The sequence below is a fragment of the Arthrobacter sp. CC3 genome, assembly GCF_039907775.1.
Classification (GTDB): Bacteria; Actinomycetota; Actinomycetes; order Actinomycetales; family Micrococcaceae; genus Arthrobacter.
In genome coordinates this window covers 152,217-166,486 of sequence record NZ_JARCCY010000003.1, presented here as the reverse complement: position 1 = coordinate 166,486, position 14,270 = coordinate 152,217, and the positions used below count along the sequence as shown (strand labels likewise).

Here is a 14,270-nt window from a genome sequence, read left to right as displayed (position 1 = left end):
TCTGTCGACCCCTGGACGAAGGAAAGGCAGCCTGATGAGTACCTGGAATACCGGAATGCCCGGTGCGGCGCAGCGCGCCGCGGCCCTGGCGGCTGTTTTTGGGCTGGCGCTGGCCGGATGCACGGCGAGTCCGCCGCCGGGCCAGCGCCCCACGTCCGCCACAACGTCCGCCGCCAGCACACCGGCCCAGCCCGCCCAGCCGGGCGGAACACAGCCCGGCACACCACAGACCGCCGCGGACATTCCGACCATCGTGGAGAACGTCCAGCCTTCGGTTGTCACCATCCTGACCGACGGCGGCGTGGGCAGCGGCGTGGTCTTCGCGGCCGAGGGGCTGATCCTCACCAATGAGCATGTGGTGCGCGGCAACACTGACGTGGAGGTTGCTTTTGCCGACGGCCAGCGCGTTGCCGGGACGGTCAAGGCCACGGACGCCATTTCGGACCTGGCCCTCGTGGAGGCCAAGCGCACCGGGCTTCCGGCGGCGAAGTTCCAGTCCGACCTTCCGCGGGTGGGTGAGCTGGCCGTCGTGATCGGCTCGCCGCTGGGCTTCGAGAACACGGCGACGGCAGGCATCATCTCCGGGCTGCACCGCGAGATCCCCGGCTCGGCGGCCAGCAGCCAGTCACTGGTGGACCTGATCCAGACCGACGCCGCCATCAGCCCCGGGAACTCCGGCGGCGCCGTCGTCAATTCCCGGGGCGAGGTGATCGGCATCAGTGAGGCGTACATTCCGCCGCAGTCCGGCGCCGTGGCGCTGGGCTTCGCCATTCCGGCCGCAACGGCCGTCCGGGTGGCAGAACAGCTGCGCGAGGACGGCACAGCGGACCACGCCTTTATCGGCCTCCGCCCGGGCGGGATCACCTCACAGATTGCCGAACAGCTGGGGCTCCAAAACACCCGCGGCGCCCTGGTGCTTTCGGTGGTCAGCGGCGGACCGGCGGACCGTGCCGGCATCCGCCCCGGCGATGTACTCACCGCCCTGGACGGCAAGGAGCTGGCCTCCCCGGAGGACCTGCTGGCCGAGCTCCGCGGCAAGAGCCCGGACCAGACGGTCAATGTGGGTTACCGCCGGGGCACGGAATCCAGGGAAGCCAAAGTCACGCTGGCCGCCCGTCCCGCCGCGGAAGGCTGACGGGCGGCACGTGCGCGGGCCCTAAAGCCCGCCGGCCAGCTTGTAATAGGCCGCGTTCCAGTTCAGTTCCTTCTTGAACTGCTTGATGGTGGTGCCTTCGTCAATGGCCAGCAGTTCGGTCTTCGCAATTTCGGCGAAATCCTCGAACACGTCCATGCCCACCTGGGTGGAGAGCACCGTATGGTGGGCCGCTCCGGCGGTCAGCCAGGCAGCGGCGGAGGTGGCGAAGTCGGGCTTCGGGCTCCACAGCGCCCGTGCCACCGGCAGGTTGGGCAGCGGCTCGTCCAGGTCCACGACGTCGACGGCGTTCGCCACGAGGCGGAAACGGTCACGCATGTCGGACAGGGCCACCACGACGCCGGGGCCGGCGTCTGTGTCGAAGACCATCCGGACGGGGTCTTCCTTGCCGCCGATGCCCAGCGGGTGGATCTCGACGCGCGGCTTCGTGGCGGTCAGCGACGGGCAGACCTCCAGCATGTGCGCGCCCAGGATCTTCTCCGCGCCGGGGGCGAGGTGGTAGGTGTAGTCCTCCATCAGGGAGGCGCCGCCGGGAAGTCCGGAGCCCATGACTTTGGCCGCGCGGACCAGGATGGCCGTCTTCCAGTCGCCCTCGGCGCCGAAGCCGTAGCCGTCGGCCATCAGCCGCTGCACGGCCATGCCGGGCAGCTGGCGCAGTTCGCCCAGGTCCTCGAAGGAGGTGGTGAACGCGGCGGAGCCGTTGGCTTCGAGGAAGCCGCGCAGGCCCAGTTCGATCCGCGCACTGTAGCGGAGCGACTCGTGCCGCGCTCCCCCGGCCTTCAGTTCCGGGACCACGTCGTAGAGGCGCTCGTACTCGGCAACGAGGGCGTCTACGTCGGACTCTGCAGCGCCGTGTACGGCGTCGGCGAGCTCGTTAACGGACCAGGTGTTCACCGAAACGCCGAAGCGCAGCTCGGCTTCGGTCTTGTCACCTTCGGTGACGGCCACATTGCGCATGTTGTCGCCGAAGCGGGTCAGTTTCAGCGTGCGGACCGCGGCCCAGCCGGCTGAAGCCCGCTGCCAGACGCCCACCTGCCGGGTCACCTCCGGGTTGGATACGTGGCCCACCACGGTCTTGCGGGGAATGCCCAGGCGGGACTGGATGTAGCCGAATTCACGGTCGCCGTGGGCTGCCTGGTTGAGGTTCATGAAGTCGAAGTCGATGTCCGCCCAGGGCAGCTCAACGTTGGCCTGGGTGTGCAGGTGCAGCAGCGGCTTCCGCAGCAGGTCCAGGCCCTGGATCCACATCTTGGCGGGGCTGAACGTGTGCATCCAGGCCGTCACACCGATCACTGAATCGTCCGAGTTGGCTTCCAGGGCGGTGCGGCGGATGGCATCCGAATCCGTGAGGACCGGCTTCCAGACCACCTTGACCGGAACATCGGAGGATTCGTTCAGCACGCTGGCAATCTCCTGCGACTGCGCGGCGACCTGCTTGAGGACATCCTCGCCGTAGAGGTGCTGGCTGCCAGTGAGGAACCAGACCTCGTACTGTTCGAGCGAAGTTCTGTTGGCGGACGTGTTGTTGGCGTTGCTCATGGGGGTTCTCCTGGAGAAGTGGGGGTGGCCGGCGCTATTGGCCGTAGACGTTCTGGTAGCGGGCGTAGAGGGATTCGATGCTGCCCTGGTCGATGGGCAGCGGTTCGCCCAGCTGGCGGGAGATATGCACCGTGCGTGCCACTTCCTCGCACATCACGGCGGCCTTGACCGCGGAGCGGGCATCCTTGCCGATGGTGAACGGGCCGTGGTTCTGCATCAGGACCGCCGGAGAGGTGGAGTTGCGCAGCGTCTCCACGATTCCCTGGCCGATCGAGTCGTCGCCGATCAGGGCGAAAGGGCCCACCGGAATGCTGCCGCCAAACTCGTCGCTCATCATGGTGAGGACGCACGGGATCGCTTCGCCGCGGGCCGCCCACGCCGTGGCGTACGTGGAGTGCGTGTGCACCACGCCACCCACTTCCGGCATATGCCGGTAGACGTATGCATGCGCGGCAGTGTCCGACGACGGCGAGAACGGCGGGTTGCCCCACCCGCCCTCTGCGGGGACGCCGTAGAGGTCCGTGACCACCATGCTCTCGGGAATGAGGTCCGCATAAGAGACACCGGACGGCTTGATGACCATCAGGTCCCGGCCGGGAACCCGGGCCGAGACGTTGCCGGACGTCCACACCACCAGCTCATAGCGGGTGAGTTCGGCGTGGAGATCGCAGACTTCGCGGCGGACCCGGGCGATGGTTTCCAGGAGGTCGCTCATGCGGACACCTGCGCTGCGGACGGTACGGCCGCTGCCTGCCCGGCGGCATCCTGACCGGCGGCAGCCGCAAACGACGGCTTCGCCGCGCGCTGGATGGCTTTGAGCCGGTGCATCACACTGTTGGTGCCGCGGCCGAAGTAGTCGTGCAGGGTGCGGTACTCGCGGAAGAGTTCCTCGTAGGCGGCAACATTTTCCGGAATCGGAATATAGATCCCGCCGGGCTCCGAACCCATGGCGGCTGCGGCAGCCCGGATGCCCGGGTATCTGCCGGCCGCGACGGCGGCGTGGATGGCCGAGCCAAGCGCGGGCCCTTGGGTTGAGCCGATGGTGGAGAGCGGCAGGCCGGTGACGTCCGCGTAGATCTGCATGAGGAGCTTGTTCTTCAGCAGGCCGCCGGCAACGATGAATTCCTTGACCGGCACGCCCGAGTCCCGGAAGGCGTCCACAATGGTGCGTGTGCCGAACGCCGTGGCTTCCAGCAGCGCGCGGTAGGTGTCTTCGGGGCGCGTTGCCAGCGTCTGGCCCACCACAACCCCGGAGAGTTCATGGTCCACCAGCACCGAGCGGTTGCCCGAGTGCCAGTCCAGGGCAAGGAGCCCGTGTTCGCCGATGGCCTGGCGGGAGGCCAGTTCCGTGAGGTACTCGTGGATGCCAACCCCCTGTTCGGCGGCAGCCTGGTGGTATTCGGGCGGGACGCCGTTGCCGGTGAACCAGCCGAAGATGTCCCCCACGCCGCTTTGGCCGGCTTCGTAGCCCCACAGCCCGTCCACGATTCCGCCGTCCACCACGCCGCACATGCCCGGGACTTCACGAAGTTCGGCGCCGTTCATGACGTGGCAGGTGGAGGTGCCCATGATGGCCACCAGCTGGCTGGGCTCCACCGCCTTCGCTGCCGGTGCCGTGACGTGGGCGTCAACGTTGCCCACCGCGACGGCGATGCCTTCCGAAAGCCCGGTCCAGGCAGCGGCTTCTGCCGTCAGGAAGCCGGCTGCATCGCCGAGCCGCCCGATGGTGTGCTCCAGCTTGGAACTGACGAAGTCCTTGAAGTCCGGGTTCAGGGCGGACAGGAATTCCTCGGACGGATAGCGGCCGTCCTGGTAGATGCCCTTGTAACCGGCGGTGCAGGCGTTGCGGACGTAGTTGCCGCACAGCTGCCAGACGATCCAGTCGGCCGCCTCCACCCAGTGATCCATGGCGGCGTAGGCTTCCGGGTCCTCCTCCAGCAGCTGGAGTCCCTTGGCGAACTCCCATTCGGAGGAGATGAGCCCGCCGTAGCGCGGCAACCAGTTTTCGCCGCGCTCCGCGGCCAGGGCGTTGATCCGGTCCGCCTGCGGCTGTGCGGCATGGTGGCGCCACAGCTTCACGTAGGCGTGCGGCCGGTTGGCGAAGCCGGAAATTTCGTTCAGGGGCGCGCCCTCGGACGTGACCGGAACCATGGTGCAGGCCGTGAAGTCGGTGGCGATGCCCACCACGGCGGCGGGATCGATCCCGGCGTCGGCAATGGCGGCGGGCACCGCCCGGCGCAGCACGTCACGGTAGTCGTTGGGCACCTGCAGCGCCCATTCGCCGGGCAGCCGCGCGGCACTGTCACCCGCCACATCCGCCGGGAGAACATCCGTCACCACGGCATGCGGGTACTCAAACACACCGCTGCCCAGTTCCTTGCCGTCCCGGACGCGGACCACCACGGCCCGCCCGGACAGCGTGCCGTAGTCGACGCCGATCACAAAGCTGTCTGAACCGTCTGCTGTGACGTCCATCAATTCCTCCAATAGTCTCCGCTGCTTTGCGGTTGCCCTTAATTGTTAGCGCTAACAACTTTGCTGTCAAGGCATTGCGGCGAGCCGGGATGGTCCACGCGCCGAAAGGAGCGCTTGCTAACGGGTTTGGTCAGGCGGGCGGGGCGGTGCTTGCCCGCACCACGATCCGGGGCTCCACCACCGTGGCGCCTGCTCCGGCGCCGTCTTCGAGGAGGGCCAGCATCATGTCCATGCAGCGCCGGCCAAGTTCCTCGAAGTCCTGGCGGACCGTGGTGAGCGGCGGCGTGAAATAGCCTGCTTCCGGCTGGTCGTCGAACCCTACGACGGAGACGTCCTGCGGCACCCGCACGCCCGCTTCGCCGAACGCCCGCAGCAGGCCCAATGCCATTTGGTCATTGCCCACGAAAACCGCGGTGGCTGCATGCGCAACGGCGAGCTGCTGGCCGATGCCGTAGCCGCTGCCGGCGCTCCAATCGCCCTCGACAATCAGGTCGTCAGCCAGTCCCGCCTGCACCAGCGCCTCGCGCCAGCCTTCGGCGCGCTCCGCGCCGTCGATCCAGTCCCGGGGCCCGGAGATATGCCCGATGCGCTTATGGCCCTGCTCAATCAAATGCTCGACGGCGAGCCGGGCACCCAGTTTCTGGTCCACCATGGCGCCACTGAAGCGGCCTTCGCCGCTGGACCCCACCACCACCACGGGCACGTCCAGGTTCAGGTTCTCCAGGGCCTGCAGCGTCCCGGTGTGCGGAACCAGCGCCACGATTCCGTCCACGCCCTGGTCCATGAAGTGGCGCGCCGCATCGCTGATCGATTCCGCGCTGACCTCGCGGATGGCCGCAATGCTCACGAAATAGCCGGCATCGCGGGCGGCCTGCTCCACCCCGAGGAGGGTGTTGGCGGGGCCGTACTGGGACAGCTCGCTGGCCAGGACGCCGATGGTGTGCGAACGCCGCGTCACCAGGCTGCGCGCAGCGGTGTTGCGCCGGTACCCCAGCTCGGCGATGGCAGCCTCAACGCGTTCCCTGGTGGCCTTGCTGACGTTGGGGTGGTTGTTGATGACGCGGGACACCGTCTGGTGCGAGACGCCGGCACGTTCCGCCACGTCTTCAAGTCGCGGAAGGCGCCGCTCGCTGCTGTAAGCCATGAAGCTATTGTGCGCGAGCCTGCAGCGCATCCACGAAAACGCTCGGGATGTCCTCCGGATTCCTCGCAACATAGCTCGTGCCGCCGGTGACTTCCGAGATCTTCCGGAGGGTCTCGGCGTCCGCGTCCTCGGTGATGCCGATGCTGACGATCACCACGGGCTTGGCGGGGTCACGTTCGCGTTCCAGGGCTTCGAGCAATTCCTCGAGGCTGAGTGAGTCCGGATCTTCATTGGCGCCGTCGGTAAACAGGATCACGCTGTTGACGGCGCGAGCATCGTAGTTCGCCTTGACGGTGCGGTAGGCGGCAAGGGTCGTGTCGTAGAGCCCCGTGGCACCGCCGGTCCGCTTGTCCAGCCCGGAGATATCGGCCACCAGGCGGTCGCGCTGCGTGACGCCGCCAACCAGCTGGTCCATTTTCCGGATGGGATCGAGCTCCACGTAGTCCTGGCTGCCGCCGCCCAGCCCAATGGAAAACGCCCACATTCCCAGGGCTGCGGTGTTGGGAAACAGCTTGCTGCCGGCGATGGCCGCCTGCTGGGTGAGCTGCATGCGGGTCTGTTCCCCGGCCTGGAAGTTCATGGAACCGGACACGTCCATAACCACCAGCGACCTGAAGGGAATGGCTTGGAGGGACCAGCCTTTGAGCGTCCGCTGCACCGATTCCGACGACGCCGGTTTGAGGGCCGCAACGCTGCCCACGCCCTTCTGGTCCGGCGTGCGGCTGCCGTCCACGGGCCGAAGGCCGGTATCGGCGAGCGCCTTCATTCCCTCCTCGGTTGCCAGGGCGGATGCCAGGGCCTTGGCGGCGTCCGCGGCAGCACCGCCGCGCGCCCTGCCTGCGGCGGTGAGTGCCACGGGGTAGTCCAAGGACACCGACCCGGTGTGCGGCATCGACGCGGCAAGCTTGGCGCCGGCCGGCGTCTGCGCGAAGGACAGCCAGGCCTGCTCGGTAACGATGGCGAATCCCCCTCCGGCGGCCACCGCTTCGAGCTGTTTGGCGTCGGTCAGTTTCTCTCCCGTGCGCTGGCTCTCGCTCTGGGCCAGCTGCGCGGTGGCAGCCTGCAGCGTCTTCGCTTCCGCGCGTCCGGCCTCCACTTCGGAGAGCGCGCCCAGCAGCGCCACTTCCCCGCTCCCGGTCACCAGCGGGTCGCTGAACCGGACGCCGGGCGTCTGCAGGGCGCTGATCCAGGTGGCAAATCCGGGAACTTCCCCCTGGCGCCCAACAATCACACCGGGCGTCGAAGCCAGGGACGGCACGGCGATCTCAGGCACCATGGCAGCCCCCGCGCGCTGCACACGGACGGCCGAGTCGGCCACCCACAGATCCGGGGCGTTCTTGCCCGCGGCCACTGTCGCGGCCAGCTCAGGCTGCGTCCGGGTTTCGATCGTGTATTTCACGCAGGCCTCGGCGGGCACTTTCGCAGCCGCACTCTCCAGCGCAGGTGCGATGGTGGCATCGGCGCCGACGCGCACTTCCGCAGGGACCTCACACCGCTGGGCGGCCAGCGGCGACCGGTTCCCGGTGATCCAGAGGACAGCCGCGGCGGCAACGGCAATGGCCACCACCACGCCGGTGATCATCAGGATCCTGGGCCAGAAGAACGGTGACTTGCGGGGGAATCGGCCGTGGCGCTGGGGGCCTGCTGCTCGGCGACCTGACATGGGCGCGGTACCTAACTGCTGGGGATCCTGATGGGCGGGAGGCGTTTGCCGGCCACTATCCCTTGCTAGCGGGAAGCCCCAAGTCTGGCTGCAAAACCGTTCCAGTATACGTAAGTGAGTGGCTGGCATCACATCCGCCCATGCCCCGGCAATCAATGCCGCGCAACCATCGAAAATGATGGTTGAAGTTTCAAGTAAATGATCCTAGAATAGAAACATGACGCAGACACTTGACCGCCCTCCGGTACTCTTCCTGAGCCACGGAGCTCCTCCCCTGGCCGACGACGCCCGCTGGACCAGCGAGCTCAGCGCGTGGTCGGGCACCTTCGGCAAGCCCAAGGACATCCTGATGGTGTCCGCGCACTGGGAAAACGCGCCGGTGACCCTCAGCGCCACCACCCGGAACCCGGGGCTGGTGTACGACTTCTGGGGTTTCCCGCAGAAGTACTACGACGTCACCTACAACGCACCCCAGGCCGGGGAGCTGGCCACCGAAGTGGAGAAGCTCGTTTCCACCCACGGGCACCACGTGGAGCGCGACGAGGAACGCGGCCTGGACCACGGCGCCTACGTGCCGCTCGTGGAAATGTTCCCCGAGGCCGACATCCCCGTGCTTCAGATGTCCATGCCCACCTTGGATCCGCAGGGCCTGTTCAACCTGGGCAAGACGCTGGCGCCGCTGCGGGACCGCGGCACGCTCATCGTGGGATCGGGCTTCACCACGCACAACCTCCGCTGGTTCAACCCGGCAGCCGGGCCGGACACCACGCCGCCCTCCGTTTCAAGCGAGTTCGACCACTGGGCCGAGGAAACCATGGCGGCCGGCGACGTCGACTCCATCCTGGACTTCCTCAAGAAGGCACCGGCCGCCCGTGAAGCGCATCCCCGCAGCGAGCACTGGGCTCCGCTCTACGTAGCCCTGGGCGCAGCCTACGAATCCGGCGACCTGAAGGCGAAAACGGCCATCGACGGCTTCTGGTTCGGCCTCTCCAAGCGCTCGTGGACACTCACCGGCAAGTAGTTCCGGGCAACAAAAAACCTCCGGCCTCCTGTCGCCAGGATGCCGGAGGTTTTCCACTCTTCGCTAAAAGAGTGGGCCCTGTGGGGATCGAACCCACGACCCACGGATAGAATCCCCCATAATCACGACCGATACCGGCCCCACTGGATACGTACAAAAACCCCGAGCATCCGGGCAAAAACGGTCCGAGTCCCGTCGGCCCAAGTCAACGGAAAACTTGGTCGGTCTGGACCCCATGTCTCCGAAATGTACCCAAAGACCACACCAGACACACGAAAGCCCCTGCATCTCCTTCTGAGACGCGGGGCCTTCCCGTTTCCGTGGACGGCCGCCGGCTAGTCGTAGTCGTGGGCACGTCTCGCGCGCAGGTTCGCTTCCTCGAGCTCCTTGGACACGCCGTTAATCGCTTTACCTATCTCCGCCAGGCTGCCAACCGCTCGCGCGTCGACATGCATCAGGGCAGCGAGGTCTACCGTGTACACCAGTGGCTCGAGGGCCCCGAATGGCCCGTCCGCCTCAATCGTGAACTGACAGGGCCCCAGGTTTTCGCGATTGACTACCTCGTGCGAGACGCCGAGCGCCCAGGACAGCACGCGCCCCGGGGGTATCGAAGGGATGCCGCCGGCTATCTGCCGCTCTGCCAGCCGTGCTCGGTCCTCGTAGCCAGAAGCAGCGGGCAACGGTGCGCTCGTGGTCACTCGAACATTCGTCGCCACGGTGGGGCCACTGTTGCCGACGTGCAGCATTAGCAAGCCGGCCTGTATGGGCTCCAGCCATATGTCAGCCCACACGTAGGGTTGCGCAGCATCGATCCTCAACTGCCGCTGGATCCTCGTTTGATCCTTCGCCGCAGCGGCCGCAACCCCGGTAAAGTAGAGCGCCACTAGCGCGATGCCGGCGGCACCGAAGGCCACCCAAGTTTCAGCCGTGAAAGTACCGAACCACTCGACCATCAGACGTGCCTCGTTCCCCTCAGGTCCCACAACCGCCACGCCTCAGACGTCATGAGAGCCGCGGCCGCGCAGGACTGTACAACCTCCGCAAGGCTGGCACTCATGCGTCGTATCTCTCCACCGTCAGGCAGGGACTCGCGTTCAGTTTTCCGAACGTGCATCGGCCAAGAGCGGGCGTGAGCTGCCGCGCTGGCCATTCTCCACTCGTAGCCCAAGGCAAGACGCAACCACTCGTCAGTTTCCGGCTGACTCGATAGGTGCGCCGCCGCCTCTCGCATCATCACCGTGGACGAGAAATCCCCGGCGTAAGGTTTCCCTTGGCGGAGCTCTTTCAGCGCGTGCATCTTGTCCGTCAATTTCTGCGCCAAGTCCTCCAATTCCGCGACCATTCCAGCAGGCTGGCCCTGCCGGATAAACGGATCCTTGGCGTAGTCATTCACGAAACCCCTATGGTTCTTGTACTCATCGTTCGCCACGGAGAGCGCGCGCAACTGCCGAACCTCGCGGGTGCCGGTCAAAACCCACACAGCTTGCGACGCCCCGAGCAACGCAGCCCGCGTCGAAGTGAACATGGACGACGGCCGAAGAGTCAGCTCCTTGGACAGGTCTGCAACGAGCCCCAGGCAATCCACCGCCGCGATCAGCCCATACCACGCGGCCGAGCGGACAGGATGCCCAGGCAAGCCCTCGTCGTCCCTGTCTATTGAGCTCCTCGCCGCAATTTCATCAGGCCGCTCTATCCGGACTTCCCAACTACGCACCGCGTCCACCACTTTTTGCAACCGCAGACGCCAAAGCTCCTCATCATCCATCCGGCAACCATATCCACCCGAGCGCGGCACGGCTGGCACAATTGCTACGGGACGATTTGCCCCTTAGGCGCGCCCCGTCTACAAACCCTGGACGCCCAACTCATCACACGGGTGCGCGCGCGACCCCCGAACCCCTCGGGGGAGACGGATCACTGCCGGCAACTCGCGTTTCCTGGGCTAGCTGTAGGGATTGTGACGCCCCTATCCCGGGCTTCCGGGCAGCCAGGTGGCCGGGGGCGGCGATGTGTCGCTGACCGGGCCCATGCATCGCGCGCACTGGAAGACCGGGCTCCCGTTTACGACGAAGGACGAGTAGTGAGGTCCCTCGTTGTCGCAGCTGTAGCAATCGTTCATTGTGTAGAGGTTGCCGTCATCGTCCACCCTGATCGTCATGCTCCCGATGGTAGGCCACGCCGCGCGCTGTGTTGGGACAATGTCTCCGGAATGTATCCACGGACCGTCTACCGCGGAAATGGCAAAGGGCCGGAATCCCGCGTTTCCGCGCAATTCCGGCCCCTGTGGGTGGGCCCTGTGGGGATCGAACCCACGACCCACGGATTAAAAGTCCGATGCTCTACCAACTGAGCTAAAGGCCCCAGCTGACTGCCACCTTTGCGCGCGGCAAGCGCACGCAAACGGACCATCAGCCCAGTCCATTTCTGGACGTTAAACACTGTACCGCACGCCAAGGGCAGCTTTGGCACAACGGCGCGCGGCGCCGTCGTGCGTTAAACACGCCACCCGACCAGTAACGATGGCATCCGCAGCCTCCCTCAATACTCCTTAAGCCGCCCGGCGGCAAGCTCGATAACAGAACAGCACAGGAGTAGCGTGGGGGCATGAGCGAGCAAGCAGGACCCAAGGCCTACGGCGGCGCAAACCGGCATCACAAGCCCAAGCCTTTTGCGCCCATCGACTTCGAACCGTTCGCGGGCGGCGCGGACCCTGCCCGGGTGTCCGAAGCCGCGCACCTGGCGGCCCAGGCACTGGTGCGCCACGGCCGCGACAGCGACGATCCCAAGGTGACCAAGCGCCTCGTCAAGCTGGCCGATGAGCAGGGCCTGGAAGCCATCGCCGAAATGTGGGCCGAAAGCCCCGCACGCTCCCTGCCCGGCGCCCTCTGGCGCCTGTACGCGCTGCGCGCCGCCACCATCCAGGACCCCGAGCGCATCTCCGTCTACTTCAAGGCGGGCAAGGACACGGCGCAGGTTTCCAATGTGGTTGCGGGTGCTGCCGAGCCGCCGGGAGCGGACGAAATGAAGACGATGGCGGACGCCATCCTCTCCGGAGCGTTCGACGGCGAGTTCGACGTCGCGCTGGAACGTTCCGCCGCCTTCTGCCGCGTGGTGGCCCTGGGCCAGGCCACTCTGGCGGATGGAGCCGAACACAGCAACGAGAACCACGCCAGCAAACTGACCCGCAATTCCCACCTCCTGGTGAAGACCGCCGAGGACCTCGAGCACGCCGCAAACGCCTGGCGGCTGGGCGAACTGGACTGACGGCCCCGCCGCCGGACCGCCCCTCCCCTGCCCGGCATTGGCCCCGCACCTGCCTGGCATTCGTACGGGCGGAGCACGCTGCGCAAGTCTGCCACTGTTACGCACGGAGGAGCCCGGCTGTCAATGTTGACTTGGTTCAGCCAAAGTAGAAAACTGAAACCGGTGCCGAGCCGCGAAACCCCCGGGCTTCAACATTTAGCCGCCTAGAGCGGCCTACCGCCGAGAGGCGTATCCGGTTCGGCACCACTTTCATGCCCGGATGAATCAGCCGGTAAAGTAATCCCCATGTGCGGGTCAACGTCAAGTCACATGGCCCCCGGGCCACATTCCATGCCGCTCCCTACCTTCGCCGGAATCAGAAGGTGAGGCTCCGCCTCTTTCCGCAGGAGCCCGCGGGGCTGCACCTGCTCTCGCAGATGGCCCGCCAAATCGTCCTCGGCACCGGAACCCTGGCCGAAATCCTCGGCGTCCCGACCACAGAGCACAACCGCCTGGTCGAAGACATGCACGACCACGAGGCCAAGTCCGCCGAGCTGCAGTTCGCGCTGCTGACCCATATGCGCACCAGCTTCGTCAACCCGCTCCCCCGCGAGGACATGTACGCCCTCTCCCGCTACCTCAATGAGGCCATGGAAAAGCTGGACGCCGCAGCCGAACTGGTGGCCCTGTACAAGCTCGAGCGCCTCTCCAAGCGCGCCGCCGACCAGCTGGAAGTCATCAGCCGGCAGGCCGAGCTCACCGTGGACGCAATGCGGCGGCTGAACGACCTGGACGACCTCGAGGATTACTGGATCGAGATCCTCCGCCTGGCCAAGCGCGCCGAACGGACCCACCGGGTGTGGGTTGCGGACATGATCAAGGACATGAAGTGGTCCCAGTACGCACGGAACAGGGACGTCGCCAACCAGCTGGTGGAAGTCACGAAGGACATGCGGCGCATCGCCACCCAGGTGGGCAGCATCATCGTCAAGGAATCCTGACGTGACCCTGTTTTTCTTCGCCGTGGTGGTCCTGTTCGCCGCCGCGTTCGCCTTCCTGAACGGCTTCAGGGACGCGTCAACGTCCGTGGCGCTGGCGGTGCGCACAAGGGCACTGACACCCACCGTGGCGGTCCTGCTGGCCGCCCTCTTCAACTTCGCCGGGGCCGCACTGAGCGGGCTCCTGGCCCTGCAGGTCAGCAGGACCTGGATCTCGCTACCGCGGGGCGAAAACGGGCTGACCATCCTCATCGCGGGCCTGCTCAGCGCCGTGGTGTGGGGCGTCTACACATGGTGGCGGGGTATCCCGTCCTCCTCCACGCACGCCCTGGTGGGCGGGCTGGCGGGCGCGGGCCTGGCCAGCGTGCTGGTGGGCGGCAATGACGTGGACGGCGTGAACAACTCGCTGCTGTTCCAGGTGGTGCTGCCGCTGCTACTCTCCCCCGTGCTCGCTTTTGTGGGCGCCTACCTGCTGGTCTGGCCGGCCACCTGGGCCGCCCGCTACACGCCCCCCAGCGTCGTGAACAGCCGCTCCCGCCGTACCCAGGCAATCGCCGCCGGAGCGGTCGCCTTCGGCCACGGCCTGCAGGACGGACAGCGGACCGGCGCCGTCCTGCTCCTGGCGCTCCTCGCCGCGGGGCTGTCCGACGGCGCAGCCATGCCCGGGTGGGTCCCCCTGCTCACCGCGGCAATGCTCACGGCGGGGACCCTGGCGGGCGGCTGGCGCATTTCCTACACCATCGGCTACAGGCTCACCCGGATCGATCCGCTCCGCGGCTTCGTGGCCCAGCTGTACAGCTCGGTCCTGCTGCTGCTCGGCGCGATCGGGCTGCACTGGCCGGTGTCCACCACGCACACCGTGACGGCGGCTGTGCTGGGTGCCGGCAGCAACCAGGGCTTCCCGGTGACCAACCGCCGGCTGGTCCTGAAGATCCTGGCCTTCTGGGTCCTCACGCCGGTGCTGACGGCAGCGGCCGCCTTCGTGCTGGAACTGTCCCTCTCGCCCCTCACGGACCTTTAAAGCACCATCGGTT

Annotated in this window: 12 protein-coding genes and 1 tRNA gene; 5 read left to right on the top strand and 8 right to left on the bottom strand. The window is 66.6% G+C overall.

Annotated elements, in window-relative coordinates:
- Positions 1–34: 34 nt before the first annotated feature.
- Positions 35–1,135 (top strand): trypsin-like peptidase domain-containing protein, encoded by a 1,101-nt coding sequence (locus tag PV761_RS02585; protein ID WP_347894084.1) that lies wholly within the window; start codon positions 35–37, stop codon positions 1,133–1,135.
- Between the two features lie 21 nt (positions 1,136–1,156).
- Here PV761_RS02585 and araA read toward each other — a convergent pair whose 3' ends face one another.
- The 5 genes from araA to PV761_RS02560 form a co-directional block, all read right to left on the bottom strand.
- Positions 1,157–2,692, bottom strand: coding sequence for an L-arabinose isomerase (gene araA, locus PV761_RS02580; protein WP_347894082.1), 1,536 nt, complete (start codon positions 2,690–2,692; stop codon positions 1,157–1,159).
- Between the two features lie 34 nt (positions 2,693–2,726).
- Entirely contained in the window at positions 2,727–3,407 is a 681-nt protein-coding gene (locus tag PV761_RS02575; RefSeq protein ID WP_347894080.1) for an L-ribulose-5-phosphate 4-epimerase, read from the bottom strand.
- Complete coding sequence (gene araB, locus PV761_RS02570) at positions 3,404–5,167, bottom strand: ribulokinase (protein WP_347894078.1); 1,764 nt, start codon at positions 5,165–5,167, stop codon at positions 3,404–3,406. The genes PV761_RS02575 and araB overlap by 4 nt, the downstream gene beginning before the upstream one ends.
- A 130-nt stretch (positions 5,168–5,297) precedes the next feature.
- On the bottom strand, positions 5,298–6,311 hold the full coding sequence (locus PV761_RS02565) for a LacI family DNA-binding transcriptional regulator (RefSeq protein ID WP_347894077.1): 1,014 nt from the start codon (positions 6,309–6,311) through the stop codon (positions 5,298–5,300).
- A 4-nt stretch (positions 6,312–6,315) separates the two neighbouring features.
- On the bottom strand, positions 6,316–7,974 hold the full coding sequence (locus PV761_RS02560) for a substrate-binding domain-containing protein (protein ID WP_347894076.1): 1,659 nt from the start codon (positions 7,972–7,974) through the stop codon (positions 6,316–6,318).
- Between the two features lie 217 nt (positions 7,975–8,191).
- Here PV761_RS02560 and PV761_RS02555 point away from each other — a divergent pair, with 217 nt between their 5' ends.
- Positions 8,192–8,995: a class III extradiol ring-cleavage dioxygenase gene (locus tag PV761_RS02555; protein WP_028270374.1), complete on the top strand. Its 804-nt coding sequence runs from the start codon at positions 8,192–8,194 to the stop codon at positions 8,993–8,995.
- Between the two features lie 335 nt (positions 8,996–9,330).
- Here PV761_RS02555 and PV761_RS02550 read toward each other — a convergent pair whose 3' ends face one another.
- From PV761_RS02550 to PV761_RS02540, 3 genes are all read right to left on the bottom strand, one after another.
- A complete protein-coding gene (locus PV761_RS02550) occupies positions 9,331–9,948 on the bottom strand; it encodes a hypothetical protein (RefSeq protein WP_347894075.1) in 618 nt (205 codons plus the stop codon).
- On the bottom strand, positions 9,948–10,760 hold the full coding sequence (locus PV761_RS02545; protein WP_347894074.1) for a hypothetical protein: 813 nt from the start codon (positions 10,758–10,760) through the stop codon (positions 9,948–9,950). Before PV761_RS02545 ends, PV761_RS02550 begins: the two co-directional genes overlap by 1 nt.
- Before the next feature lie 523 nt (positions 10,761–11,283).
- A tRNA-Lys gene (locus tag PV761_RS02540) sits at positions 11,284–11,356 on the bottom strand.
- A gap of 243 nt (positions 11,357–11,599) precedes the next feature.
- Between PV761_RS02540 and PV761_RS02535 the strand changes: the two genes are divergently transcribed.
- The 3 genes from PV761_RS02535 to PV761_RS02525 all read left to right on the top strand — a co-directional run bounded on the left by PV761_RS02535 (position 11,600) and on the right by PV761_RS02525 (position 14,257).
- Positions 11,600–12,259, top strand: coding sequence for a hypothetical protein (locus tag PV761_RS02535; RefSeq protein ID WP_028270373.1), 660 nt, complete (start codon positions 11,600–11,602; stop codon positions 12,257–12,259).
- A gap of 362 nt (positions 12,260–12,621) precedes the next feature.
- Positions 12,622–13,239 carry a nuclease PIN gene (locus tag PV761_RS02530; protein WP_347894072.1) on the top strand — a complete coding sequence of 206 codons (618 nt, stop codon included), beginning with the start codon at positions 12,622–12,624 and terminating at the stop codon, positions 13,237–13,239.
- A gap of 1 nt (position 13,240) precedes the next feature.
- Positions 13,241–14,257, top strand: a complete 1,017-nt coding sequence (locus tag PV761_RS02525) for an inorganic phosphate transporter (RefSeq protein ID WP_347894071.1) — start codon at positions 13,241–13,243, stop codon at positions 14,255–14,257.
- Positions 14,258–14,270: the final 13 nt, after the last annotated feature.

Coding starts and splice junctions, on each gene's coding strand:
- araA (WP_347894082.1), bottom strand. CDS start 2,692: ATGAGCAACGCCAACAACACGTCCGCCAACAGAACTTCGCTCGAACAG.
- PV761_RS02535 (WP_028270373.1), top strand. CDS start 11,600: ATGAGCGAGCAAGCAGGACCCAAGGCCTACGGCGGCGCAAACCGGCAT.
- PV761_RS02545 (WP_347894074.1), bottom strand. CDS start 10,760: ATGGATGATGAGGAGCTTTGGCGTCTGCGGTTGCAAAAAGTGGTGGAC.
- PV761_RS02575 (WP_347894080.1), bottom strand. CDS start 3,407: ATGAGCGACCTCCTGGAAACCATCGCCCGGGTCCGCCGCGAAGTCTGC.
- PV761_RS02560 (WP_347894076.1), bottom strand. CDS start 7,974: ATGTCAGGTCGCCGAGCAGCAGGCCCCCAGCGCCACGGCCGATTCCCC.
- PV761_RS02565 (WP_347894077.1), bottom strand. CDS start 6,311: ATGGCTTACAGCAGCGAGCGGCGCCTTCCGCGACTTGAAGACGTGGCG.
- PV761_RS02550 (WP_347894075.1), bottom strand. CDS start 9,948: ATGGTCGAGTGGTTCGGTACTTTCACGGCTGAAACTTGGGTGGCCTTC.
- PV761_RS02585 (WP_347894084.1), top strand. CDS start 35: ATGAGTACCTGGAATACCGGAATGCCCGGTGCGGCGCAGCGCGCCGCG.
- PV761_RS02555 (WP_028270374.1), top strand. CDS start 8,192: ATGACGCAGACACTTGACCGCCCTCCGGTACTCTTCCTGAGCCACGGA.
- araB (WP_347894078.1), bottom strand. CDS start 5,167: ATGGACGTCACAGCAGACGGTTCAGACAGCTTTGTGATCGGCGTCGAC.